Source organism: Streptomyces sp. NPDC057445 (assembly GCF_042802855.1).
GTDB lineage: Bacteria > Actinomycetota > Actinomycetes > Streptomycetales > Streptomycetaceae > Streptomyces.
In genome coordinates this window covers 81540-102791 of the sequence record NZ_JBHVDH010000020.1, presented here as the reverse complement: position 1 = coordinate 102791, position 21252 = coordinate 81540, and the positions used below count along the sequence as shown (strand labels likewise).

Genomic DNA, 21252 nt, shown 5'->3' with positions numbered 1-21252 from the left:
CGCCGCGCTTCCGTTCAGCTCTTCTCGAAGCGGAAGCCGACGCCGCGGACCGTCGCGATGTAACGGGGGTTGGCCGCGTCGTCGCCGAGTTTCTTGCGGAGCCAGGAGATGTGCATGTCGAGGGTCTTGGTGGACGACCACCATGTGGTGTCCCAGACCTCCCGCATCAGCTGGTCGCGGGTGACGACCCGGCCCGCGTCCCGCACCAGGACCCGGAGCAGGTCGAACTCCTTGGCCGTGAGCTGGAGCTCCTCCTCGCCCATCCAGGCGCGGTGCGACTCGACGTCGATCCGCACGCCATGGGTCGCGGGCGCGACGGCCGGTTCCGTGGCGCCGCGACGCAGCAGGGCCCGGACCCGGGCGAGCAACTCTGCGAGCCGGAAGGGCTTGGTGACGTAGTCGTCGGCGCCGGCGTCCAGGCCGACCACCGTGTCCACTTCGTCGGCCCGGGCGGTCAGGACGAGGATCGGCACGGTGTGGCCGTCGGCACGCAGCCGCCGGGCGACCTCGAGACCGTCCATGCCGGGCAGCCCGAGGTCCAGCACCACCAGATCGACCCCTCCCTGGAGCCCCGTGTCCAGAGCGGTCGGACCGTCCTCACGGACCTCGACCTCGTAACCCTCCCGGCGCAGGGCGCGCGCCAGTGGCTCGGAGATGGATGCGTCGTCCTCGGCGAGCAGTACACGGGTCATGGGCTGATGGTAGTCCGCGAGAGGGACACGCCGGAGGGTGATCCACAAGGCCTGTTGGTTTGGGATGTGATCCTATTGGTCACCTTCGAATGTGGGCAGACGGTTCCCAGTTGGCCTGTGATCCGCGTCTCAAGTCCTTCCATATGCCCTACTGTCGTGTCGTATGGTGGCGAGACGCCTGTAGCACTACACGGGGACCTTTGGCTGCTTTGCGCGCCAAGGGTCTCTTTTCTGTGCGGGCCGGTCACCGCCGGTCCCGACAGTGAACGACCTCTGGGCCGGGCCTCAAGCGCGACGCCGCGCGGGAGGCGTGGATCCCGGCGGGACGTGTCCCCCGTCTCCGTACTCCACGGAGACCGGCCCCTCGGGCGTGGGGCAGGACCCGCTCCTGCCGGCGCCGGCCCGCCCCCCACCGGGCGCGGAACCGCTCACGAAGCGGCGCGTCCCGAGCAGCAAGGATCGACATGGCGTCCAGCCTGACGAGCGTCTCGACCGGTACCTCCGGCTACGAGAAGACGTTCCTCGGCCACCCCCGCGGCCTGGCCAACCTCTTCATGACCGAGATGTGGGAGCGCTACAGCTTCTACGGCATGCGGGCCCTGCTCGTGCTCTACCTGGCCACCAACGTGGCCGACGGCGGACTCGGCATGAACGACGCGACGGCCGTCGCGATCTACTCCGTGTACAACGCGATGGTCTACCTGCTCGCCCTTCCCGGCGGCTGGCTCGGCGACCGCGTCTGGGGCGCCCGTAAGGCCGTCGCGGTGGCGGGCGTCGTCATCATGACCGGTCACTTCCTGCTGGCCGTTCCCGCACAGATCTCGTTCTTCGTCGGCCTCGCGTTCATCGCGGCCGGTTCGGGTGTGCTGAAGGCCAACATCTCGACGATGGTCGGCCACCTCTACCCGGACAAGAACGACCCGCGCCGTGACGGCGGCTTCACGATCTTCTACATGGGCATCAACCTCGGTGCCTTCGTCGCCCCGCTGACCATCGGCTGGGTCGGCCAGAAGGTCAGCTGGCACCTCGGCTTCGCCATGGCCGGTGCGGGTATGGCGATCGGTCTGCTCTTCTACTTCCTGGGCTTCCGCAACCTGTCCCCCGAGTCGAGCCGCGTCCCGGCCCCGTTGGACGCCGCCGCCCGTACCGCCCTGACGAAGAAGGCCCTGATCTGGCTGGCCGTTGCGGCCGTCGCCTACGCCGTGGTGGGCCTGTCCGGCGTCTTCACCATCGACTGGGTGCTGTGGCCGCTGACCATCCTGGGTCTTGCCCTCCCGGCCTGGTACCTGGTCCGCGTGAAGCGGGACAAGGACCTGGACCAGGTCGAGCGCAGCCGGATGTCCGCCTACGTGTGGTTCTTCGTGGCCGCTGCCGTCTTCTGGGCGATCTACGACCAGTCCGGCTCGACCCTGTCGCTGTTCGCCAAGGACAACACCGAGTCCAAGCTGTTCGGCTTCTCCTTCCCGGAGAGCTGGTACCAGTCGCTGAACCCGCTGTTCGTGATGGCTCTCGCCCCGGTCTTCGCCTGGGTGTGGGTGGCGCTGGCGAAGCGCTCCAAGGAGCCCAGCACGCTGAGCAAGTTCGCCTTCGGCCTGGTGCTCATCGGCACCTCCTTCGGCGTCATGATGCTGGCGCAGGGCGTGGCCTCCGGCGACACCAGGGTGAGCCCGATGTGGCTGGTCTCGGTGTACCTCATCCAGACCGTCGGTGAGCTCACGCTCTCCCCGGTGGGCCTGTCGCTGACCACCAAGCTGGCGCCGCACAAGTACGCCTCCCAGATGATGGGTGTGTGGTTCCTCGCCGTGACCGCCGGTGACTCCGTCATCGCGCTTCTCCAGCTGATCGGCGCCCCCACGGACACCCAGTGGTGGTTCGCCAGCCAGGGCATCCTGGCCGTGCTCGGCGGTGTCGCGATCTTCATGTACCGCAAGAGGGTCCAGCCGCTCATGGGCGGCGTGCACTGAGCACGTCCGTACGGCCGTAAGGGCCGCCGCACCTCGGAGGTGCGGCGGCCCTTGTGTTTTCCGGCCTGTCAGCGCATTCCCCGCAGCCTCCGCCACGGCGTGAACGTGAACAACGCACCGCCCAGCAGGATCACCGTGCCCGCGACGAGGGCGAGGGCGTGGAGGGCCGCGGCGTCGTCGGTGCCCGTGTCGGCGAGGCCGCCGCCGGAGGCGTCGCCGCCGCCCGCGGAGCCGGAACCGGAGCCCGACTCGCCCGACGCGCCGGAGCCGCCTGATGCGCCGCCCGGCTGGGCGGTGGTGTCGAGCTCCAGGGAGACCTCGACGTTGGCCGGCGGGGTGCAGGTCGTCGTCGTACCGAGCGCCTTGACCGTGAGAACGCCGGGGCTGAGCGTCGACCTACCGCCGGCACCCGGCTTGTACGTGCCTGTCAGATCGGGGATCTCGATCGGTTTGCCGGACTTGATGGGTTCCTTGTTCGCCGGGCCCTCTACATGGACGAAGCCCTTGTCGGAGCCGCCGAGCCTGACCTCCATGGAGGGCTTGACGGAGTTGGCCGGGATGTCGGCGGGGCTGTCCATGACGGACTTGGAGAACTTCACGGTGAGGTCGAAGCTCCCGCCGTTCTTCTTGGCGTTGATCTTCACCGGGGAGACGGCGTCCTTGTCACCGATGGGGGTCTTGCAGGAGTAGGCGACCTGGACCTCCTTGCCCTCGAAGTCGCTCTGGCCGCCACCGCCGCCGCTGCTCCCGCCGGAGGTCGTGCCGCCGGACGTGCCGCCCGAAGTCGTGCCGCCGGACGTGCCGCCTCCCGTACCGCTGCTCCCGCCGCTCGTCGTACCTCCGGCGGTCGAGCCGCCGCTCGTACCGGTCGTGGTGCCGCCCGTCGTGGTGCCGCCCGTCGTCGTACCGCCGGAACCGCCGCCTCCCTCGGTCACCTTGACCGTGGCCCCGGGCTGCACCGTCTCCTTCGGCGAGCACTTCGTGTCGGTCGAGATCGGCTTGGAGACGTTGATGTTGTACTTGTCCGGCGTCAGTGTGATCTCACCGGCCGCCGTCAGCTTCAACTTTCCCTTCATGTCGGGCAGCACCATCGGGCTGTTCTTGGGGATCGGCGGGTTCTGCCGCGGCCCCTCCATCGCCAGCTCCGCGGTCCCCGCCCCGGCCACCTTGACCGTGCCGGTCGGCTTGACGGTGTCCTTCTCCAGGTCGAGGACGTCGGGGTTCTTCGACGCGGCCCGGACGGTCTTCCAGACCACCTCGATCTCGTCGCCGACCTTGGCCTCTGCGGGCGCGGTGATCTGGACCTCGGTGGTGCCCTGGACCGGCGGCAGGCCGGAGATCGGCGGGGGTATGCACTCCGTGCTGTACGACACCTCGGCGGCGTGGGCCGGTCCCGCGGTCAGCAGGATCCCCGCGCCGCAGAGCATCAGCGCGACCCCTGCCGCGCTCATCCTCCGTTGCGTGCTCACGTGTGTCCCTTCGTCGTGGGTCGGTTCTCTGACGGTGCGGAGTCCGGGGTGAACCACGGCAGGGCCGTGGTCGTGATGGTGGCGGTGGCCGCGGAGGACGGGGTCCGGGCAGCGGTGGGGGCGTTGCGGTGACGGCCGCCTCGCTGCGGCCGTACGTGATCGACGACAGCCATCCCGATCCGGAACAGCGCGGCCGGAACGACCACGGCCAGCAGCAGCCAGAAGAGCGTCACACCCCAGGGACGGCCCACGCCCCACGGCTGCTCGGCGAGCACCTTCGAGCCGTACTTCACCGAGACCTGGTAGTCGCCGTGGGCGCCTGCGGACAGCTGGACGGGCAGTCGGATCTGCGCCTTCCGCCCCGGCTGGATCGTGCCCCGCCACTGCCGCTCCTCCCACTGCGGGGCGAACACGCCGTGCGCGGTGCCGACCTGGAAGACAGGGTTCTCGACGGGTGCGGAGCCGAGGTTGCCGACGGTGAGGACGAGCTCGCGGGAGGGCGGGGCGCCGAACCGGACGAGCAGGCCGCTCGATCCGCGCAGTTCGGCCGTCGCGAGCACGGCGAGCTTTCCGCCCGCGGTCGGCCGTGGAAGGGGTGCGCTCGGGTGGCCCGCCACGGTGAACGGGGCGTCCACCGCGGCCTGTTCACCGGTGACAGTGGCCACGTGCACCACACACGGGCAGGGCTTCGGGGGCTCCGCGACCGGCATCTTCTTGCTGAAGGCGCCCCTGGCGTCGGTGGTGACGGCACGGCCTTCCGCGTTGGCGCAGGAGTTGGTGCCGCCGATCACGCCCCGACCGGGCGCGGAGCGGCCGCAGATCAGCATCATGAGCAACGCGCCGGGCCGCCAGCCGGCGCCGCTGACGGTGATGTCGCCGCCCTTGCCCCCTTGCGGGGCCGACAGACTGACGGTGGGTCTGCCGTCCGCGGCGGCTGCGGGCCGGGCGTCGGGCGCGGCGAGCAGCGCCCCGGCGAGCAGCAGGACGAGAAGCCCGGTCCGGATGGTCGTACCGCCGTTCACGGTTCCACTCCCGCCTTCGCAGGTTCACGTTCGGTCTCGGTCACTTCGGAGTGCGGGCAGGTTCCCGGGTCGCGGCGTCCGGGCCGGCGGCGTCCGGACCACAGGGCCGCTGACCCGGCGGCCGCGCCGAGCGCGAGCGCCCCGCCCGTCACCGCACCCCAGGGGACGTACAGCGCGGAGCCGGTCGCCTCGCCGTGGGCGCCGCCCGGCGCGGTCACCCGGAGGGTGACGTCCACGGAATCGAGGGCGGGTGGCCCGGGCAGGGGCTCGGTGAGTTCGACGCGCCGGCCGGGCGGGAGCTCGAGCGACAGCGGGCGGGCCGGGCGGGACACCAGTTCGCCGCCGATGAGGCCCTCGGCGGTGAGCGCGAGGCGCGGGGCGAGCACCGTGTTGCCGCGGTTGACCAGGGCGTAGTGGATGCGCTCGCCGTCCACGCGGACGTCCTCCACGGTGAGCGCGGCGAGCGTGGGGCCGGAGACCCGCAGACGGACGCGCACGGCGGCCTCCCTGCCCCCGGCCGTCGCGACGATCGCCGCCGGGTGGTCGCCGGGAAGCGCGGATCCCGGCACCGTGACGGCGAAGGGCACGTCGGCGCGGGTGCGGGGCGGGACGGTGACCCGGGCCGAGGCGAGCGCGATCCAGCGTCCGGTGGCGGCGGGGGCCGCCGTGCGTACCGCGAGGTCGCCGTTCTTCGTGCTGTACGCGTCCACCGCCCGCAGCCGCACGGTCAGCGGCTCTGCGCCCCGGTTGGTCACGGACAGTGCGTCCTGCATTACCGTGCCCGGGGTGCCCTCCAGGTAGGCGTACGGCCGGCCGCCCGCCGCGGGTTCCGCCGTCCAGACCGGCTCCGCTGCCGCCGGTCCCGCGGCGGCGGGCGCGGCTGCGGGGAGCACGCACAGCAGAGCGGCGGCGACAGCGCCGGCAGCGGTGACAGGGGTGGTCACGGGCTTCCCCGGCGGATCAGCTCGCCGGCCGGGCACCGCGGCGGGTCAGCCACAGGACGCCCGCGGCCCCTGTGAGCAGCACCGTGCCGCCGAGCGTGCCGAGTGCCAGGGCCGAGTCGAGCGGTCCGGTCCTCGGCAGCTCCCCCGGACCCGACGAGCCCGGACCCGACGAGCCCGTGCCCGACGAGCCCGTGCCCGGGGCCGTCTGCGAGCCGCCCCCGCTTCCGCCGCCCGCCGCCGTGACGTCGAGTTCGAGGGACGGCTTCGGGTTGTTCTTGGGTGTGCATGTGGTGGTCGTACCGAGGGCCTTGATGGTGAGGACGCCCGCCGTGAAGGTGACCTTGCCCGTCTTCCTCGGGGTGTAGCTGCCCGAGAGGTCATTGATCTTGATAGGGGTGTTGGCGGGGATGGCCTCTCCGTTCGCGGGGCCCGACACCCGCACCGTCCCGCCGTCCGCGCCGCCCAGCCTGATCAGCGCGCTCGGGTTCATCGCGCCCTTGCCGAGCTCGACCGGGCTGGACGAGACTCCCTTCTGGAACGACATCGTGAGCCGGTAGCCTGCGCCGCTCCTGACGGCCTTGATGTCGATGGGCGACACGGCGCCTTTCGGCCCGATCGGCGTCTGGCACTGGTAGTCCACGTCCACGACTTCGGCATGGGCGGCAGGGGCGGCCATCAGCGCCACCGGGCCCGCCACCACTGCTGCCAGCGTGAGAGCTGTCCGCTTCCGGTACGACACCTCGAGTCCCCTCATGCCGGGAAGTCGCCAAAGTTGCTGACGACACATCAGATCGGGCGCTCAAGGTACGCCTGGGGCCTGACGGAGGGAAGACAAAGAGCACGGCGGATCGCCGTGCTCCACAACAGCTTCGAATCGCGGCTCGCGGCGCGGGGCTCCCGTCGCCACCTGTGCCCGTGAGGACCGCTAGGAGGGCGCGGCGAGCTCCGCCCACACCGTCTTGCCGGGCATCCCGGGAGTCCGCAGCACTCCCCAGTCCAGACAGAGCCGCTGCACGATGAACATCCCGTGTCCGCCGGGCCTGCCCGCCCGGTGCGGGGTGCGCGGCGCCGGCTGGCCGGTACCGCGGTCGGTGACCTCGAGCCGCAGCACCTTCGTATCGCTGGAGACCCGCAGCTCGTCCGGGCCCTCGGCGTGCAGACAGGCGTTGGTGACCAGCTCGGAGACGACGAGCAGGACGTCCTCTGCGGCGGCCCGGCGGTCGGCGGACGCGGCGGGCAGCCAGCCCCAGTCGTACAGGGCCTGCCGGGTGAAATCGCGTGCGAGCGGAACGATGCCGCTGGCGCTTCCCAGAGGGAGGGCGCGCACACGGCCGTCCGGCACAGGAGACGCGGCGTCGACGACGGACGGACCGAGTCCTGCGCCGTCCGGGTCGAGGCCTGCGCCGTCCGGCTCGGGGCCGCGGTCGCCCGGCGGATGCTGCCGGGTGGTGCTCATCAGCGCTTCACCTCACCGATTCACCGGTTCGCGATTACGTCAGTACAGAGAGTGCAGGGGGCTGCGCGGTCTGCGGAGGTCTTCTGCCCGGCCGAATCGTGACAACACCCGTCTCGCCGACCGGGCCGGAGATCAGTCGGCCAGTGCCGCTCCGAGCGACTCATGGACGGTGAAGACCGCCTCGGCGCCGGTGATCTCGAAAACCCGTGCGACCACGGGCAGCATGCCTGCGAGATGGACCTCGCCGCCGGCCGCCTCGGCCTTCAGCCGGGCACCGAGCAGCACATTGAGGCCGGTGGAGTCGCAGAACTCAAGGTGTGAGCAGTCGACCACAAGGCGTGTGCGGCCTTGGTCGAGCGCTTTTTCGAGTGGCGCACGCAACAATTCGGCCGTGTGGTGATCGAGCTCACCTGCCGGCGTCACGACCTCACTCCGGCCCTCGGTCCGAACCTCGACCCGAAGCCGGTCCAGATTGGCGCTGCCGACCGTCAAGCGGTCCATGAACGTCCTCTTCGCCGATGCCGTTGTCGTCCGGCAACATTACGCCTTCCGTACGCCCATCGGTAGCCGAACTCCCGTACAAATCAGGCAAATGTGACTTCTGACACTTGCAACCTACGTGGAAAAGCGGGTAGGGCTAGTAGGGACACCACCGACCACGGCCGGCTTTGGAGGCGCCGCACACCGCAGCGACAGGTAGGGCATCGGCAGCCATATGCCGAGAACGATGGAGGAGACCATGTCACCCCGGCTCGACGCAACGCGGACCCCGCACGCGCCGTCGACACGTCCGCACGATCACCTCGACCCCGCACAGCCCGGCCACCCCACGCAGGCCGAGCTCCACGAGCACACAGAGCACGCCGACCACACGGCGTATTTCCGCCGGTCCGAGCACCTCGAGGACCTCGGCCTCCCGGCGATCCCGCCGTTCGGCGAAGTCGGAGCCGTGGACGCGCGCGCGCTGTCGAAGACGCTCTTCGCCCGCCTCGAGGTTCTCGAGGAAGGCACCCACGAGTACGCGTACGTCCGCAACACGCTCGTCGAACTGAACCTGGCCCTCGTCAAGTTCGCCGCCGCCCGGTTCCGCTCCCGCAGCGAGCCGATGGAGGACATCATCCAGGTGGGCACGATCGGCCTCATCAAGGCCATCGACCGCTTCGAGCTCAGCCGCGGCGTCGAGTTCCCCACCTTCGCGATGCCGACCATCGTCGGCGAGATCAAGCGCTTCTTCCGTGACACGTCCTGGTCCGTGCGCGTCCCGCGGCACCTCCAGGAACTTCGTCTCGATCTCGCGAAAGCGGGTGACGAGCTCGCACAGCAGCTCGACCGGGCGCCGACCATCGGTGAACTCGCGGAGCGGCTCGGCCTCAGCAACGACGAGGTCGTCGAGGGCATGGCCGCGAGCAACGCGTACACCGCGAGCTCGCTCGACGCCCAGCCCGAGGAGGACGAGTCCGAGGGTGCCCTCGCGGACCGCATCGGCTACGAGGACCACGGCCTCGAGGGCATCGAGTACATCGAGTCGCTGAAGCCGCTCATCGCCTCGCTGCCGCCGCGCGACCGCACGATCCTGTCCCTGCGCTTCGTCGCCGGCATGACCCAGTCGGAGATCGGCGAGGAACTCGGCATCTCCCAGATGCATGTGTCGCGGCTGCTGGCGCGCACGCTGAGAAAACTCAGGAAGGGACTCACGGTCGAGGAGTGACCGATTCGTCCCCCCGTTCGAAGGGCCCGTTCCGTCAAGGGACGGGCCTTTCCGCCTTATTGACGGTGCGGTCCGGTATGGGCCACATTGAGCCCGGGGCTCAGGGGGGACAGCATGGCTTTCGGGAGCGCCTTGGAGTCGCGGATGCGCGACCGCCTCGGCAGGGAATGTCTGTACGTGCCGTCGTGCCGTTTCGGGCTGTACGTGGCGCTGCGTCACTGGTGCAGACCGGGCGGGCGGGTGCTGATGTCGCCCGTCAACGACGATGTCATCTTCTTCGTGGTGCTGGCGGCCGGACTCCGCCCGGTACAGGCACCGCTCGATCCGCGGGACGGGTCCCTCGACGCGGCGGCCGTCCCCGAATCCGTCTGGCGGGGCCTGTCCGCGGTCCTCACGACGAACCTGTACGGAAACCCGGATCCGGCGCCCGAACTGAGGGCGCGCTGCGACGCGCTGGGCATTCCGCTGCTGGAGGACGCCGCGCACGCGATCGGCTCGCGGGTGGGCGGACGGCCGGTCGGATCGTACGGCGACGCCTCGGTCTTCAGCCTCTCCAAGCACACCGCCGCGAAGACCGGGGGGTTCCTCGCCGTCGCCGACCCGGCGCTGCGGGGCGCACTGGAGGAGGCACGCGACGACCTCCTCGCGCCGTCGCGTCTCACGTCCGAGCTCGCCTACGCCTTACGGCCGTACGCGGAGGCGGGCGTTCGCGGGCTGCGGCTCGTGCGGGCGGCACGGGCCACCATGCGGATCCTCGGGATGGAGGAGCGCGAGGAGATCCGGATGCCGCTGCGGGCCGGTGAGCTGAAGCAGGCGGTCTCTGCGGCCCCGGCGCTCGGGCCGTTCCATCCCTGGGTGCGGGTGGACATGCATGACTACCGGATCGCCCCCGGACGAGCCCGGTACAGACGCACCGCCGGACTTCTGGACCGGCTGGACGATCGTCTCGCCGCCCATCTCGCCGGCACCCGGCGGCTGCTGGACAGCCCCTGGGGAGCGCCAGGGGCCGGCCCCGTACAACCTCTCTTCCGCGTCCCGCTGCTGGTCGCCGACCGGGACTCCGCGATCGCCGCGCTCGCCCGCCACCGCATCACCACGGGCTACCTCTACGACCCTCCTCTCGACGACTACGCGTCAGAGGTCTTCACCGACCTCTCCCCGGACCCGGCCCCCGCCCGCTGGTTCGCCCGCCACGCCCTTCCGGCGAACCCGCTCGAGGCGGACCGCATCCTGGCGGTGCTGCGCGCGTCGGGCGCCCGCCCGGCCGAAGGGCCGCACCGGGACGCGGCCGGTGGCTGACACCGCACGACTGGGCAGGCCCGAGGCAACCGGTCGGGTCACGGCCGCACCGGGGACGGCGGAGGCCGGGCGGGCCGACGGGGACTCGATGTTCCGGAACGCCTACGCGCTGATGCTGTCGACCGGGGTGTCGGCCGCACTGGGCCTCGGGTTCTGGCTGGTGGCCGCGCGGTACTACACGGAGGAGGCCGTAGGCCAGGGTTCGGCCGCGATTGCCGCGATGAGGCTGCTCGCGTCGGTCACGGCGACGACGATGATCGGCGCCGTGGTGCGGTACGTGCCGAGGGCGGGGCGGGCGACCGGACCGCTGGTGTGGCGTGCGTACGCGGTGAGTTCGGCCGTCGTGTGCGTGGCGTGTGCCGGCTTTCTCGTCACGCTCGACCTGTGGGGTCCTTCGTACGCCCCGCTCAGCGGTCTCACCGCGGGGCTCGTCTTCACCGCCGCCTGTGTCGCCTGGGCGCTGCTGACCCTGCAGGACGGGGTGCTGACCGGGCTGCGCAAGGCGGTCTGGGTGCCCGTCGGCAACGCCGTGTTCTCCATCGGCAAGCTGCTGCTGCTCGCCGCCTTCGCCACCGCGATGCCCGTCCTGGGCGTCTTCGTCTCCTGGGCCGCGGCGATCGCCCTGTCCGTGCTCCCGCTCGGCTGGCTGGTGTTCCGCAGGCTCATCCCCCGCCAGGCGGCGGCCGATCGCGACCGTGAACCGCCGCGGATGCGGGACATCGGGCGGTTCCTCGCCGGGGACTCGGTCGGAGCGCTGTTCTCGCTGGCGATGATCAATCTGCTGCCGGTGATGGTCGCCGTCCGCTTCGACGCCGCCCACAACGGCTTCTTCTACATCGCGTACACCGTCGGCGGGACCATGGAGTTCATGGCCATCAACATGGCCTCCTCGCTCACCGCGCACGCCTCGCACAGCCCGGAGAGCCTCGCCGGGGGCGTACGCGGGGCGCTGCGGCGGATGGCGCTGCTCCTGGTTCCCGTGGTGCTCGTGCTGGTGGTCTTCGCCCGGCAGATCCTCGCCCCGTTCGGCCCCGACTACGCCGACCACGGCACGACGGTGCTCCGGCTGCTGGCCGCGGCCGCGCTGCCGCGGGTCGTGGTGGAGCTGTACATCGGGGTGCTGCGCGTCCAGGGACGTACGGGAGTGCTCGCCGTGCTCCAGGGCGCGATGTGCACGCTGGTGCTGGGCAGCGCGGCGGTGCTGCTGGGGCCGGCCGGGATCTCCGGGGCAGGCCTCGCGATGCTGCTGTCGATGACGGTGATGGGCATCGTGTCGGCGCCGGGGATCAGGGCCGCGCTGGCGGGCCGCGCCGGTGGACCCGGTCGCCTCGCGGGGCGTCTGGCGCGGCGATCCGGCGGGCGGCGATCCGGCGGCCGGCGTGTCGTTCCCGAGTACGGCACCACGTGGGCCCGCAAGGCCGCCGAGCGCCTGGCGGCGCAGGCCCGCGATGCCGGGAGGCCCGGCGCGTACGACGCCGCCTGGACGCGGGAGACCGTGTATCTGCGGGGCGTCCACGAGACGGCGACCCCCGCGTTCGGCATCCCCGTGTACGTACCGGAGCCGGAGCCGCGGGGGACGACGGACGCCCGCGGCGACGAGTCGTGGCTCGCCGGGTGGCTGTGGCTGCTGCTGGGGCTCGCCGCCGGGATGTTCTGGGTTCCGCTGGCCCGGGCGGACGACGTCACCGCCGAACGGCTGTCGGGCCCCGAGCTGGTTCAGGCGCTGCCCCCGGTGACGCTCACCGCCGGGGTCCTGCTGATCGTCGTCCACTGCGCGGCCCTCTCGCTGCACCGGCTGCGGTCCGTACTGCTCGCCGCCTGCCTGCTGACCACCGTCGCCGCCCTTCACACGGCCCCGCTGCTTCTCGGCATCCGCCCCGAACCGGCCGGTGGGGCCTGGGCCGTGGCGCTCACCGACTTCGTCGCGGGGGCGGCCGGAGCGGACAGCCGGGCGGCGGTCCTGGCCGTGCTGCCGGCCGTCCTGCAGCTCCTCTGTCTGGCCCTCGCGGCGGTCTCTTCGAGTGCCCTGGGCGTGCCCGGCCGGGTCACCGCGGGCGCGGTGTGGGTGCTGGGGGTGGTGGGATGGGCGGCGCAGGACGCCTTCGCGTCGGCGGCGCCGGCGGTGTTCACCGGATTCTTCGCGCTGGCCGTCGCGTCGCTCGCGTACCGGCGGTCCGTGCGCCTCAGCGGGTCGGGACCCGCTGTCTGAAGTAGTCGCTGCGGCCCGCCTCGCGGTAACCCTCCAGGCCAGGGCCCGAGTTGACCGTGAGGTCGCAGCCCGCGCCGGGCACGGCCCGGTTCCAGTGGACCATCGCCCGCACCCGCGGCAGCGTCGGTGCGACCTCGGGGATACGGGCGTACCAGTCACGCTGCCGCTGTCGCTGCACCGGATCCGGCGCGGTGGCGAACTCCGCGAGCATGACGGGCTTGCTGTCGGAGATGTTGGCGCGCAGCCAGTCGTACGAGGGCCGCTGACTGCGTTCGAAGTCCAGCCAGTTCGGCGACTTGTGGCAGAGGTAGTAGTTGTACTGGTCCATGCCGGTCCAGTCGACGTACTCGTCCCCCGGGTACAGCTGCTTCATCTGCTCCGCGTTGCCGAGATAGCCGGACACCGTCCACACCCAGACCACGTTGTCGACGCCCAGTTCCTCGAACCGGTCGTGGATGTGGCGGTACGCCGCGACGAACTCCTCCGGTGTGCCCGCGCCTTCCTTGATGCGGAAGTCGGTCTCCTGGTCGAAGGAGAAGAAGATGCGCTTGCCGTACGCCTTGATGCGGCGGGCGCCCGGGTCGATGATCTCGCGGTCGTACTTCCCGGACGCGATGTTCCGCCAGCCCAGCTGGGTCTCGGTCCAGTTCGCGTGGTGCGGCTCGGTCCACACCGTGGACTCCCAGGCCAGCATCAGCAGCCGGTCGCGGCCGAGTTCCTGCTCGTCGGGCGTGAGCAGTTCGCCGTCGAGCGGGGTGTTCGACATGTCGTGGTAGTTGTAGACGAGATCGAGCTTGCGGCCGATCTTCTTCTCGAACGCGTACACGGCTTCCGTGAGGGAACCGCTCGGCGCGTACGGCACATACGCACCCCACCAGGCCCCGCAGCGCGGCTCCAGCTTCTCGTCGGGGGCGCAGGGCCCCTGGGGGAGCGGCCCCGACGCCGCGTTGCCGGGCAGTGAATGACCGCCCGGGGGCCCGGCATCGTCCTCCTTTCCTCCGGACCGGGCGACCCACACGCCGAGTCCGGCGAGCAGCGCCCCGACGGCGGCCAGGACCAGCGCCGTGTACGTGCCCCGCGACACCCCGGTGTACCGGCCCCTCATCGTCCCCTCCAGGGCCCGGGCTTCTCGCGCTCGGCCGCCCCTTTGGTGGCGGCGGGGAGCGGCACACCGGGGAGGGCCGCGGCGACCGTCGCGAACGCGGCCAGGGACACCAGGAAGGCCGTCGCGGAGAAGGCCTCCGCCAGGAACAGGGAGGTGGCGGTGAGCGCGCCGAGCGACAGGCTCAGCGGCGCCGCCAGCGCGACGGCCTCCAGCCTGGCTCCCGGCCGCAGTGAGCCCGGCTGCGGGAGCAGCAGCGCGAGTCCGGGCCCGAGGGTCACGAAGGCCAGGACCGGGATCCAGCGCAGCGGCGATCCGCCGGGCAGGGCGGTCGCGGCGAGCGCGAGCCAGCCAGACGCGGCGAGTCCCGCTCTGATCTGTGGACGGTTCAGTCGCATCGCGGTCTCCACGTCAACGGGCGGAAGGGGACGGCGGCCTGTACTCGAGGACGAGCCCGTGCCCGCTCTCCTCCACCACGCGGAAGAGCGGGGACTCCTTCAGTCCGTTCCTGAGCGTGTCGAAGCCGCCGGGCGGCAGATAGCCCTCACCGATGACCGCCTTCTCCTGGGTCGGGGTGAGGATCACATAGGCGGGGCGGTCCTCGGGGATCCCGCGCGCCAGATATCCCGCCGGGTCCTTGAGCATCTTCAGGTTCTCCGGAACGTCCTGCTCGGTGAAGAACCAGCGCTCGTAGTGGTCGTAGCGGTAGTAGGCGCCGGGGAACGACCCCGTCGTGGCGAGGACCAGCGCCCCGTCCGGGGCACGGTCGTAGGCCCGCCGTGTCAGCGCGACCTCGGCGGGCGGCGCGTAGTGCATGCCTTCCTTGCCGTAGTACGAGGGCAGGAAGCCCACCAGCAGGGCGATGAGGGCGACGGGGAGGGTGACGAGCGAGACCCGGCGCGCGGCCCTCAGCGCCCGGCCGGTGCCGCCGGCCGCCGGGACGAGCGCGGCCGCCGCGAAGAAGGCGGTGCCGGGCAGCCCGAACAGATAGACGCGGAAGAGCATTTCACCGCCGTAGTCGTTCACGGCGAACATCGGTACGGGCGCGGCTGCGGCCAGCAGCAGCGGCAGCGCGCTGCGCGTCAGTCTGCGCCGCAGCAGCACCGCCGTGCCGGCGAGCGCGGCGAGCGCCAGCACCATGAGGATGTTGGCGGTGCCGACGAGTTCGGGTCCCGGCCCGGTCGGCTCGCCCGCGTATCCCGCGCGGGAGTTGGAGAGCAGATCGCCGGCCGATTCGCGCAGCGTGCCCAGCGTGTCCAGGAACAGCACGCGCCCCATCGTGACGTCCCAGGCCAGCATGATGAGACCGGTGACGACGAGCAGCCCCCAGTTGCGGTAGCGGCGCGTCAGGCTGAGCGCGAAGAGCGTCGCGCACAGCATCACCGGTGTGAGCTGGTGCGACGCGTTGACGGCCGCGATCAGCGGGGCGATGATCACGACGGCGACGGCGCGCTGCCGGGTGCCTGTGGGCGGCGGCACGGCCGCCGCGGCCGGGTCGAGCAGACCGCGGTCGCGCAGCCGTCCGGCCGAACCGGGCCGGACGAAATGCCGGACGACGACCGCGAGCACGGTCAGATGGAGCAGATACGAGAAGCCCTGCGGGGACAGATAGTCCTGGCCCACCCAGTTGGCGAGCTGGAAGATCCACACGGCCGCCCACACCAGCCGCCAGTCGTCGCTGAAGGTGCGGTAGATCAGCACGAGGACGGGCAGCGTGAGGATGCCGAGCACGACGGGCGCCCAGTTGATGTACGAGGCCGCGGCCTCGACCCCGAAGGCCTTCACCAGGGCCGCGTTGAGCGAGAAGAACCCCGGCCACTGGTCGTACGCGGACATTCCCCCGGACAGCTCGGCGCCCGGGTGGACCGTCCCCTCGGTGAGCAGCCGGGTGATCACGGCATCGTGCTTGGAGGCCCAGGCGTACCGCACGGAGTCGTACAGCAGCGCGGGGGGCGCCTTGAGCGCCACCAGCATGGCGACGCAGTAGGAGGCAGGCCACCAGGGTGCGGTCCCGGCCCGCCGGAGGGCGAGCAGGAAGCCGGCGGTGAGCACGAGGAGCGCCAGGTGGAACGTGAGCGGGAACCGGTCCAGCAGGCCGTAGTCGCCCATGTCCCGGAAGCCGGTACGGGGCACGGCGTGGAGCCACAAGCCGGCCGCCGCGGCCAGCGGGAGCCAGCTGAGGAGGGCCCCCCGGCCGGGCGGCCTCAGCCGGAAGGGTCTCGGCGGGGACGGTGGCGCCGCGGCCGGCGCCTTTTCGTCGTCGTCGCCGGTGGGCCTCGCGGGCGGCAGCACGCTGCTCCCGGTGACCGGTGTGGGCACGCGTTGCTGCACGGTGCGACTCCCCCCACAGATGTGGTCGCGGCCGTCACGCCGCTGTCCCTTCAGCGAAGTATAGGAACCTGGTTGGGATTTGGGCGGCTCTCACACATCCTCACCCGGCGAATTCGGGGCCTTTCACCGCCGCCCGCGCCCTCCGGTACAGCCGCCAGCCCATCGTCGGCAGCGAGTCCGGGAACGGCGCGACCCGCGCGCCCGTGCCCTCCATCCACGCCTCGATGTCGGCGACGGTGTGACCGCGGCGCAGGATCAGCCGGGCGATGCGGTACGCCTCGTCCGTCTCCGAGCTGAGCGCATGGCGTACCGCGACGGCGGACTCGTATCCGGCGACGCGGGCGGCGCGGCGCACGGCGCGGCTGTTGTAGCCGTGCGGATAGGCCAGGTGCCGTACCTCGTGGCCGAGGGTGTCCTCCAGGACGGCCTTGGAGTGGCCCAGTTCGTAGCGCAGCCGCCGCGGTCCGAGCGTGTCCAGCTGGGGATGGGTGACCGTGTGCCCGCCGACCTCCATGCCGTGCTGCTCGAGCATCGGCGCCTGTGCGAGCGTCATCATCGGGGCGGGCGGCAGCAGGCTGCGCAGACCGGGGGTGATGGCGCCGGTGGTGAGGTACGCGGTGGCGGGCAGCTCGCGGGAGGCGAGCGCCTCGGCCGTCGGACCCGGCAGATCGGCGAAGCCGTCGTCGAAGGTGAGGACGACGGGGCGGGGCGGTAGTTGGGCCCTGCCCGCGAGATGGTCCGCGAGGCTGCTGATCCTCATGGGCGTACGGCCACTGGCCACGATCGCGTCGAGCTGCGCCCTGAACTCCCTCGGGCGCACGGTGAATTCGGCGATCCAGTCCGGTGGGTCGTCCATCACCGCGTGGTAGAGCAGTACGGGGATCCGGGGTGCCGGGGAGGACTCGGTCGCGCGGGGCGCTCCTGGCGTCCGGGACGCTCTCATCGCTCCTCCCAGGGAAGCGGCATGCCGCGCACCCGGCGGCGGGCCATCGCGTACCCGATCGGGCCGCGCAGCATGCCGCGCCGCTCCAGCCGGGAGAGGTCGCGGGGCCACGGATGGCTGTTCGTGCCGTGCTCACCCGGAACCCCGCCCGGCCCCTGCCCCTGCCCCCGGTGGGCGGTCATCGCCCGGGCGTGTGCGAGTCCGCGGGGCAGCCGGGCGAGCAGTGCCGGGAACAGGGCGGGGCGGCGGACGAGGAGCGCGGTGAGACAGGCGGTGAGCCCGGCGCCGTAGCCGTAGGCTTGGTTCCGCAGGTCCTGCGGGGTCTCCCGGTGGTGGTGCCAGACGAGCGCGTCCGGGGTGTAGCGCAGCCGGTGGCCGGCGGCGAGGATCCGTACGAACGCGTAGAGGTCGTCGCCGCCGCGCGCCGGGGTGCCTGTGCCGGTCGCCGGGTCGAAACCGCCGATCCCTCGCAGCGCACGGGCCCGGAACGCCATGTTGGCGCCGGACCCGAAACGTCCCGCCGTGAACGGGAACAGCGGGTCGTCGGCGGGCGGGCGGGCCGGGTCGTAGGTGCGCGCGGAGAAGCCCTTGGCGAAGCCTCCGTGACTTTCGAGGAGGATCTGCGCGGGCGTCGTGAGCCGCGCCGGGAGGATCAGGCCGGTCACACAGCCGATCCGGGGGTCGTCGGCGAACGGCGCGCTGAGCGCGGTGAGCCAGTGCGGGTCGGTGACGACGTCGTCGTCCGTGAACGCGAGCACGGCTGCGTCGGCGACGGCCGCGCCCCGGTTGTGTGCGGCGGCGAGACCGGGCACGGGTTCACGGACGTAGCGGACGCGGTCGGCGTACTTGTTCGCGACGAGCTCCCGGGTGGCGTCGGTGACCGGCGCGTTGTCGACCACGACGATCTCGAAGTCCGGGTGATCCTGTGCGAGGAGCGAGTCGAGCGCCCGGGCGAGCTGGTCCGCGCGTTCACGGGTGGCGACGACGACGCTGGTCCGGGGCAGGTCGCCGAGCAGCTCCGGCCCCGGGGCGCGCGTCCCGCCGAGCCTCTCCCTCGCGAGAGCGGCGAGGACCCGTGCGGGGTCGGCGCCTTCCGGCACGGTCCCGGTCAGGGTGGCGACGGGGCGGCCCCGGAGGCGTACGAGAACGAACACCTCACCGGCGGTCGGGGGCGGCGCCCCCGGGCCGGGCCGCAGGGCGAGGACGGCGGCGTCGCCCGGTCTCTCGTCCAGCGTGTCGAGGTCGAGCTCGGCGACCTGAAGCATCTGTCTTCCCCCCGTTGCGGCCGAAGTGGGCGAAGGTGCCGGTCAGTTGCCACGCAGCCGGCCGACCTGGTTGAGCGTCCGCTGCGCGAATCCGGCGAGCCGTGGCCGGTTCCGTACATAGCTGTGGGCGCGGCGGGAGGGCTCGCGGCTGAGCCGGTAGAGCGCGGCCCTGGCCCCCGGTCGCGTCGACGAGCCTTCGTGGACGCGGAGTTCACCGGTCTTGAGGGCGTCCTTGTACTCGGCGGCGCCGCGGCCGAGGTCCAGCATGCCGATGCCCTCGGCCGCGGCGGCCTCTGCCATCCGCAGATGGAGGATGAGCCCCGGCGAGTACTTGGCGAACTCGGTGTCGTACGAAGGGAACCAGCACGACAACACGGTGCGCGAGCGCAGCCCGAAGTGCGCGGCGACGGGCCGGTCCGCCGCGTACAGCACGGACAGGACACCGGAGCAGCCTGGTGCACGGGTCTCGTGCAGGCGCCGCACCAGAGTGCTGATCCACTCCTGGGCGAAGCGGTCGCGGCGGCCGGTCCTGCGGTACTGCGCGGACTTCCACTCCATGAGCGTGCGGAGCGCCGCGGGAGCACGCTCGTCGAAGACGAACCGCACCTCGTCCCCGGTCGCGCGGCCGAGCTTGCGCTCCTTGGCCGTGGTGGTCCGGTGGAATTTGGGCGACCGGGCGCGCAACAGCTCCTCGTACGCCGTGTATCCCTCACCGACATCGATCACGGGCGAGCCGAACTCCTCGACACCGTCCCGGACGAACAGCGTCTGCCCGTCCTCCAGGTTGTCGAACTCCCAGGCGGACAGCGAGCAGGCGCGGAGCAGCTCGCGCGAGCCGAGGCGCAGTCCCGGCCGCAGCACCGCGCCCTGACAATCGGACACGCCGAGACCGATGGCCCGGCCGTGGCCCAACGGGCCCTTCTCGAACGGGAAGAACCCGGCCGGAACCCCTCCGTCCTCGATGACCGCGACCCGTGCGGCGGGCCGCACGCCCCCCACGGCGAGGGTGAACTCCGGCTCCATGAACGGATTGGCGGGCGCCCCGGACTTGGCACGCAGTTCACGCCAGGCCTCGGCCTCCCCCTCGTCCAGCTCCCCGGGCTTCACGACACGAATGCGCACACCGCTCAACTCGACCCCCCGGTCTCCCCCTTGAGCTTCCCCGAGAAGGACGGTACCGGCCGAAAACCTCCCGGGACAGGGTGCGGAGGTCAAGCCGTGACCAAGCCGTGAAGTGATGTGAAGTCGTGTGGAAGGTGGGGCGAACGGGGCGGCGCTCAGGCTCCGAGCGCCGCCCTTACGGCGGCTTCTGCGTGCAGCCGTGTGGTCGGAAAGACGGGAACCGGACTGTCACCCGGCCCGATCAGCAGCTCGATCTCGGTGCAGCCGAGGATGATCCCCTGGGCGCCCCGGTCCACGAGCTCACCGATGACTCGCTGGTACGCACGTCGCGACTCCTCCCTCACGACACCGAGGCACAACTCCTCGTAGATCACCCGGTGGACCTCGGTGCGGCCCCCCGCGTCCGGGGTGAGCACATCGAGCCCGTGCCCGGCCAGCCGGTCCCGGTAGAAGTCCTGCTCCATCGTGAACGCGGTCCCGAGCAGGCCGGCCCTCATGACCCCGGCGGACTTCACGGCCTCCGCGGTCGCGTCGCCGAGGTGCAGCAGCGGCACGTCCACGGCGGCAGAGACCTGGTCGGCGACCTTGGGCATGGTGTTCGTGCAGATGAGCAGGAAGTCCGCGCCTGCCGCCGCCAGTCCGCGGGCGGCCTCGGCGAGGATCTCCCCGGCCGCCTCCCACTCCCCCGCGACCTGCAACTGCTCGATCTCCGCGAAGTCGACGGAGTGCAGGATGCAGCGGGCGGAGTGCAGTCCCCCGGCCCGCTCCCGTACGAGCTCGTTGAGCAGCCGGTAGTACTCGGCGCTGGACTCCCAGCTCATGCCGCCGATCAGCCCGATGGTCTTCATCTCCGCACACTCTCATGCCCGCGCAACCGGATTCCGGCCCGCCCGGCCTATGCTCCCCGGATGATCTCCTCCGGGAACGCCGCACTCGCCGCCGTACTCGACCGCCGTTCCCCCGAGGAGGAGGAAACACAGTTGCTGGGCGCGATCGCGGACGCGGGCGTGTATGTCCCCGTCGACGAACGCGGCTCGGTGGTCTTCCTGGGCGACGGCGGTGACGGCGGACCCGTGCTCCCCGGCTACGTCAGCGAACAGTGCTGCCGCGAGCGGCTCCCGCAGGCTGCGGCCGCCGTCCACACCGACGTCCTGCGCCTGTTGGACATCGGCGCGAAGACCGGCGTGGCACGCCTCGCCGTGTTCTCACCGGGCGGCTGGGCGACGGTCCCCCTCCCGCTGCTGACCCGGACCCTCCAGGAGCGGGGCATGCGAACCCAGGAAGACCGAACGGTCCGGCTCACCTGGTCCACCCATCCAGCGGCGGTGGCCCTCCGCGACGCGGTCCGCGACCGGTTGCGCGACTTCCCCGGTATCCAGACCGTCTGGATCGCCCACGCCTGCTGGTCCGACACCGGCGCGGAACACCTGATGCTGCACATCGCCCTGACGCCGGGGGATCCTGCCGACCAGCCCTCACGACTGATGGAGACGATCCTCTCGGACCACGTCACCCTCACCGCGACCGATCCCCAGGTGGCCGTGCGCGTCCTGGACCCGGTCGCGGACAGGGCGGCGGCCGCCGAGCTGGACACGCTTGGCCTGGACACGGTGCGGGCGGACCATGCGACGGGGCGCGTCGTGGTCGTCTCACGCGAGTACGACGGGCGGTAGGGCGGGACGCGCACGTTGCGACCCGCCGGTTTCCTGCCGCAGGGGCTTCAAGG

General features: G+C 71.7%; 19 protein-coding genes. 5 read left to right on the top strand and 14 right to left on the bottom strand.

Annotated elements, in window-relative coordinates; all coding sequences use genetic code 11:
* Positions 1-14: 14 nt before the first annotated feature.
* On the bottom strand, positions 15-692 hold the full coding sequence (locus tag ACFU5O_RS30055) for a response regulator transcription factor (RefSeq protein ID WP_384245277.1): 678 nt from the start codon (positions 690-692) through the stop codon (positions 15-17).
* A 464-nt stretch (positions 693-1156) separates the two neighbouring features.
* Here ACFU5O_RS30055 and ACFU5O_RS30050 point away from each other — a divergent pair, with 464 nt between their 5' ends.
* Complete coding sequence (locus tag ACFU5O_RS30050) at positions 1157-2656, top strand: peptide MFS transporter (RefSeq protein WP_384245275.1); 1500 nt, start codon at positions 1157-1159, stop codon at positions 2654-2656.
* A gap of 68 nt (positions 2657-2724) precedes the next feature.
* Here ACFU5O_RS30050 and ACFU5O_RS30045 read toward each other — a convergent pair whose 3' ends face one another.
* The 6 genes from ACFU5O_RS30045 to ACFU5O_RS30020 form a co-directional block, all read right to left on the bottom strand.
* Entirely contained in the window at positions 2725-4107 is a 1383-nt protein-coding gene (locus tag ACFU5O_RS30045; RefSeq protein ID WP_384245274.1) for a hypothetical protein, read from the bottom strand.
* A 14-nt stretch (positions 4108-4121) separates the two neighbouring features.
* Positions 4122-5147 carry a hypothetical protein gene (locus ACFU5O_RS30040; protein ID WP_384245272.1) on the bottom strand — a complete coding sequence of 342 codons (1026 nt, stop codon included), beginning with the start codon at positions 5145-5147 and terminating at the stop codon, positions 4122-4124.
* Positions 5144-6091, bottom strand: coding sequence for a hypothetical protein (locus tag ACFU5O_RS30035; protein WP_384245271.1), 948 nt, complete (start codon positions 6089-6091; stop codon positions 5144-5146). Before ACFU5O_RS30035 ends, ACFU5O_RS30040 begins: the two co-directional genes overlap by 4 nt.
* Positions 6092-6107: 16 nt before the next feature.
* Complete coding sequence (locus ACFU5O_RS30030; protein ID WP_384245331.1) at positions 6108-6830, bottom strand: peptidase; 723 nt, start codon at positions 6828-6830, stop codon at positions 6108-6110.
* Positions 6831-7016: 186 nt separating this feature from the next.
* Positions 7017-7547, bottom strand: a complete 531-nt coding sequence (locus ACFU5O_RS30025; RefSeq protein ID WP_384245270.1) for an ATP-binding protein — start codon at positions 7545-7547, stop codon at positions 7017-7019.
* A gap of 132 nt (positions 7548-7679) precedes the next feature.
* A complete protein-coding gene (locus ACFU5O_RS30020) occupies positions 7680-8048 on the bottom strand; it encodes an STAS domain-containing protein (RefSeq protein WP_384245268.1) in 369 nt (122 codons plus the stop codon).
* 226 nt (positions 8049-8274) lie between these two features.
* Here ACFU5O_RS30020 and ACFU5O_RS30015 point away from each other — a divergent pair, with 226 nt between their 5' ends.
* From ACFU5O_RS30015 to ACFU5O_RS30005, 3 genes are all read left to right on the top strand, one after another.
* Entirely contained in the window at positions 8275-9255 is a 981-nt protein-coding gene (locus ACFU5O_RS30015; protein WP_384245267.1) for an RNA polymerase sigma factor SigF, read from the top strand.
* A gap of 144 nt (positions 9256-9399) precedes the next feature.
* Complete coding sequence (locus ACFU5O_RS30010; RefSeq protein WP_384245330.1) at positions 9400-10554, top strand: DegT/DnrJ/EryC1/StrS family aminotransferase; 1155 nt, start codon at positions 9400-9402, stop codon at positions 10552-10554.
* Positions 10547-12763 carry a lipopolysaccharide biosynthesis protein gene (locus ACFU5O_RS30005; protein WP_384245265.1) on the top strand — a complete coding sequence of 739 codons (2217 nt, stop codon included), beginning with the start codon at positions 10547-10549 and terminating at the stop codon, positions 12761-12763. Before ACFU5O_RS30010 ends, ACFU5O_RS30005 begins: the two co-directional genes overlap by 8 nt.
* Here the strand turns inward: ACFU5O_RS30005 and ACFU5O_RS30000 are convergent.
* From ACFU5O_RS30000 to ACFU5O_RS29970, 7 genes are all read right to left on the bottom strand, one after another.
* Positions 12738-13868, bottom strand: a complete 1131-nt coding sequence (locus ACFU5O_RS30000; protein ID WP_384245264.1) for a glycoside hydrolase family 26 protein — start codon at positions 13866-13868, stop codon at positions 12738-12740. The genes ACFU5O_RS30005 and ACFU5O_RS30000 overlap by 26 nt on opposite strands.
* On the bottom strand, positions 13865-14263 hold the full coding sequence (locus tag ACFU5O_RS29995) for a hypothetical protein (protein ID WP_384245263.1): 399 nt from the start codon (positions 14261-14263) through the stop codon (positions 13865-13867). Before ACFU5O_RS29995 ends, ACFU5O_RS30000 begins: the two co-directional genes overlap by 4 nt.
* A 13-nt stretch (positions 14264-14276) precedes the next feature.
* On the bottom strand, positions 14277-16196 hold the full coding sequence (locus ACFU5O_RS29990; protein WP_384245262.1) for a hypothetical protein: 1920 nt from the start codon (positions 16194-16196) through the stop codon (positions 14277-14279).
* A gap of 100 nt (positions 16197-16296) precedes the next feature.
* Positions 16297-17052 (bottom strand): polysaccharide deacetylase family protein, encoded by a 756-nt coding sequence (locus ACFU5O_RS29985; protein ID WP_384245328.1) that lies wholly within the window; start codon positions 17050-17052, stop codon positions 16297-16299.
* 83 nt (positions 17053-17135) lie between these two features.
* Complete coding sequence (locus tag ACFU5O_RS29980; RefSeq protein WP_384245260.1) at positions 17136-18404, bottom strand: glycosyltransferase family 2 protein; 1269 nt, start codon at positions 18402-18404, stop codon at positions 17136-17138.
* A 42-nt stretch (positions 18405-18446) separates the two neighbouring features.
* A complete protein-coding gene (locus tag ACFU5O_RS29975) occupies positions 18447-19526 on the bottom strand; it encodes a GNAT family N-acetyltransferase (RefSeq protein WP_384245259.1) in 1080 nt (359 codons plus the stop codon).
* A gap of 155 nt (positions 19527-19681) precedes the next feature.
* Positions 19682-20374, bottom strand: coding sequence for an aspartate/glutamate racemase family protein (locus tag ACFU5O_RS29970; protein WP_384245258.1), 693 nt, complete (start codon positions 20372-20374; stop codon positions 19682-19684).
* A gap of 60 nt (positions 20375-20434) precedes the next feature.
* Between ACFU5O_RS29970 and ACFU5O_RS29965 the strand changes: the two genes are divergently transcribed.
* The gene (locus ACFU5O_RS29965; protein ID WP_384245257.1) at positions 20435-21199 is read left to right on the top strand and encodes a hypothetical protein; all 765 of its coding nucleotides are present in this window, start codon (positions 20435-20437) and stop codon (positions 21197-21199) included.
* Positions 21200-21252: the final 53 nt, after the last annotated feature.

Excerpts from the sequence above, each read along its gene's own strand:
- ACFU5O_RS30055 (WP_384245277.1), bottom strand. The coding sequence starts at position 692 with ATGACCCGTGTACTGCTCGCCGAGGACGACGCATCCATCTCCGAGCCA.
- ACFU5O_RS30050 (WP_384245275.1), top strand. The coding sequence starts at position 1,157 with ATGGCGTCCAGCCTGACGAGCGTCTCGACCGGTACCTCCGGCTACGAG.
- ACFU5O_RS30045 (WP_384245274.1), bottom strand. The coding sequence starts at position 4,107 with ATGAGCGCGGCAGGGGTCGCGCTGATGCTCTGCGGCGCGGGGATCCTG.
- ACFU5O_RS30025 (WP_384245270.1), bottom strand. The coding sequence starts at position 7,547 with ATGAGCACCACCCGGCAGCATCCGCCGGGCGACCGCGGCCCCGAGCCG.
- ACFU5O_RS30020 (WP_384245268.1), bottom strand. The coding sequence starts at position 8,048 with ATGGACCGCTTGACGGTCGGCAGCGCCAATCTGGACCGGCTTCGGGTC.
- ACFU5O_RS30015 (WP_384245267.1), top strand. The coding sequence starts at position 8,275 with ATGGAGGAGACCATGTCACCCCGGCTCGACGCAACGCGGACCCCGCAC.
- ACFU5O_RS30010 (WP_384245330.1), top strand. The coding sequence starts at position 9,400 with ATGCGCGACCGCCTCGGCAGGGAATGTCTGTACGTGCCGTCGTGCCGT.
- ACFU5O_RS30000 (WP_384245264.1), bottom strand. The coding sequence starts at position 13,868 with ATGAGGGGCCGGTACACCGGGGTGTCGCGGGGCACGTACACGGCGCTG.
- ACFU5O_RS29995 (WP_384245263.1), bottom strand. The coding sequence starts at position 14,263 with ATGCGACTGAACCGTCCACAGATCAGAGCGGGACTCGCCGCGTCTGGC.
- ACFU5O_RS29985 (WP_384245328.1), bottom strand. The coding sequence starts at position 17,052 with ATGGACGACCCACCGGACTGGATCGCCGAATTCACCGTGCGCCCGAGG.
- ACFU5O_RS29980 (WP_384245260.1), bottom strand. The coding sequence starts at position 18,404 with ATGCTTCAGGTCGCCGAGCTCGACCTCGACACGCTGGACGAGAGACCG.
- ACFU5O_RS29970 (WP_384245258.1), bottom strand. The coding sequence starts at position 20,374 with ATGAAGACCATCGGGCTGATCGGCGGCATGAGCTGGGAGTCCAGCGCC.
- ACFU5O_RS29965 (WP_384245257.1), top strand. The coding sequence starts at position 20,435 with ATGATCTCCTCCGGGAACGCCGCACTCGCCGCCGTACTCGACCGCCGT.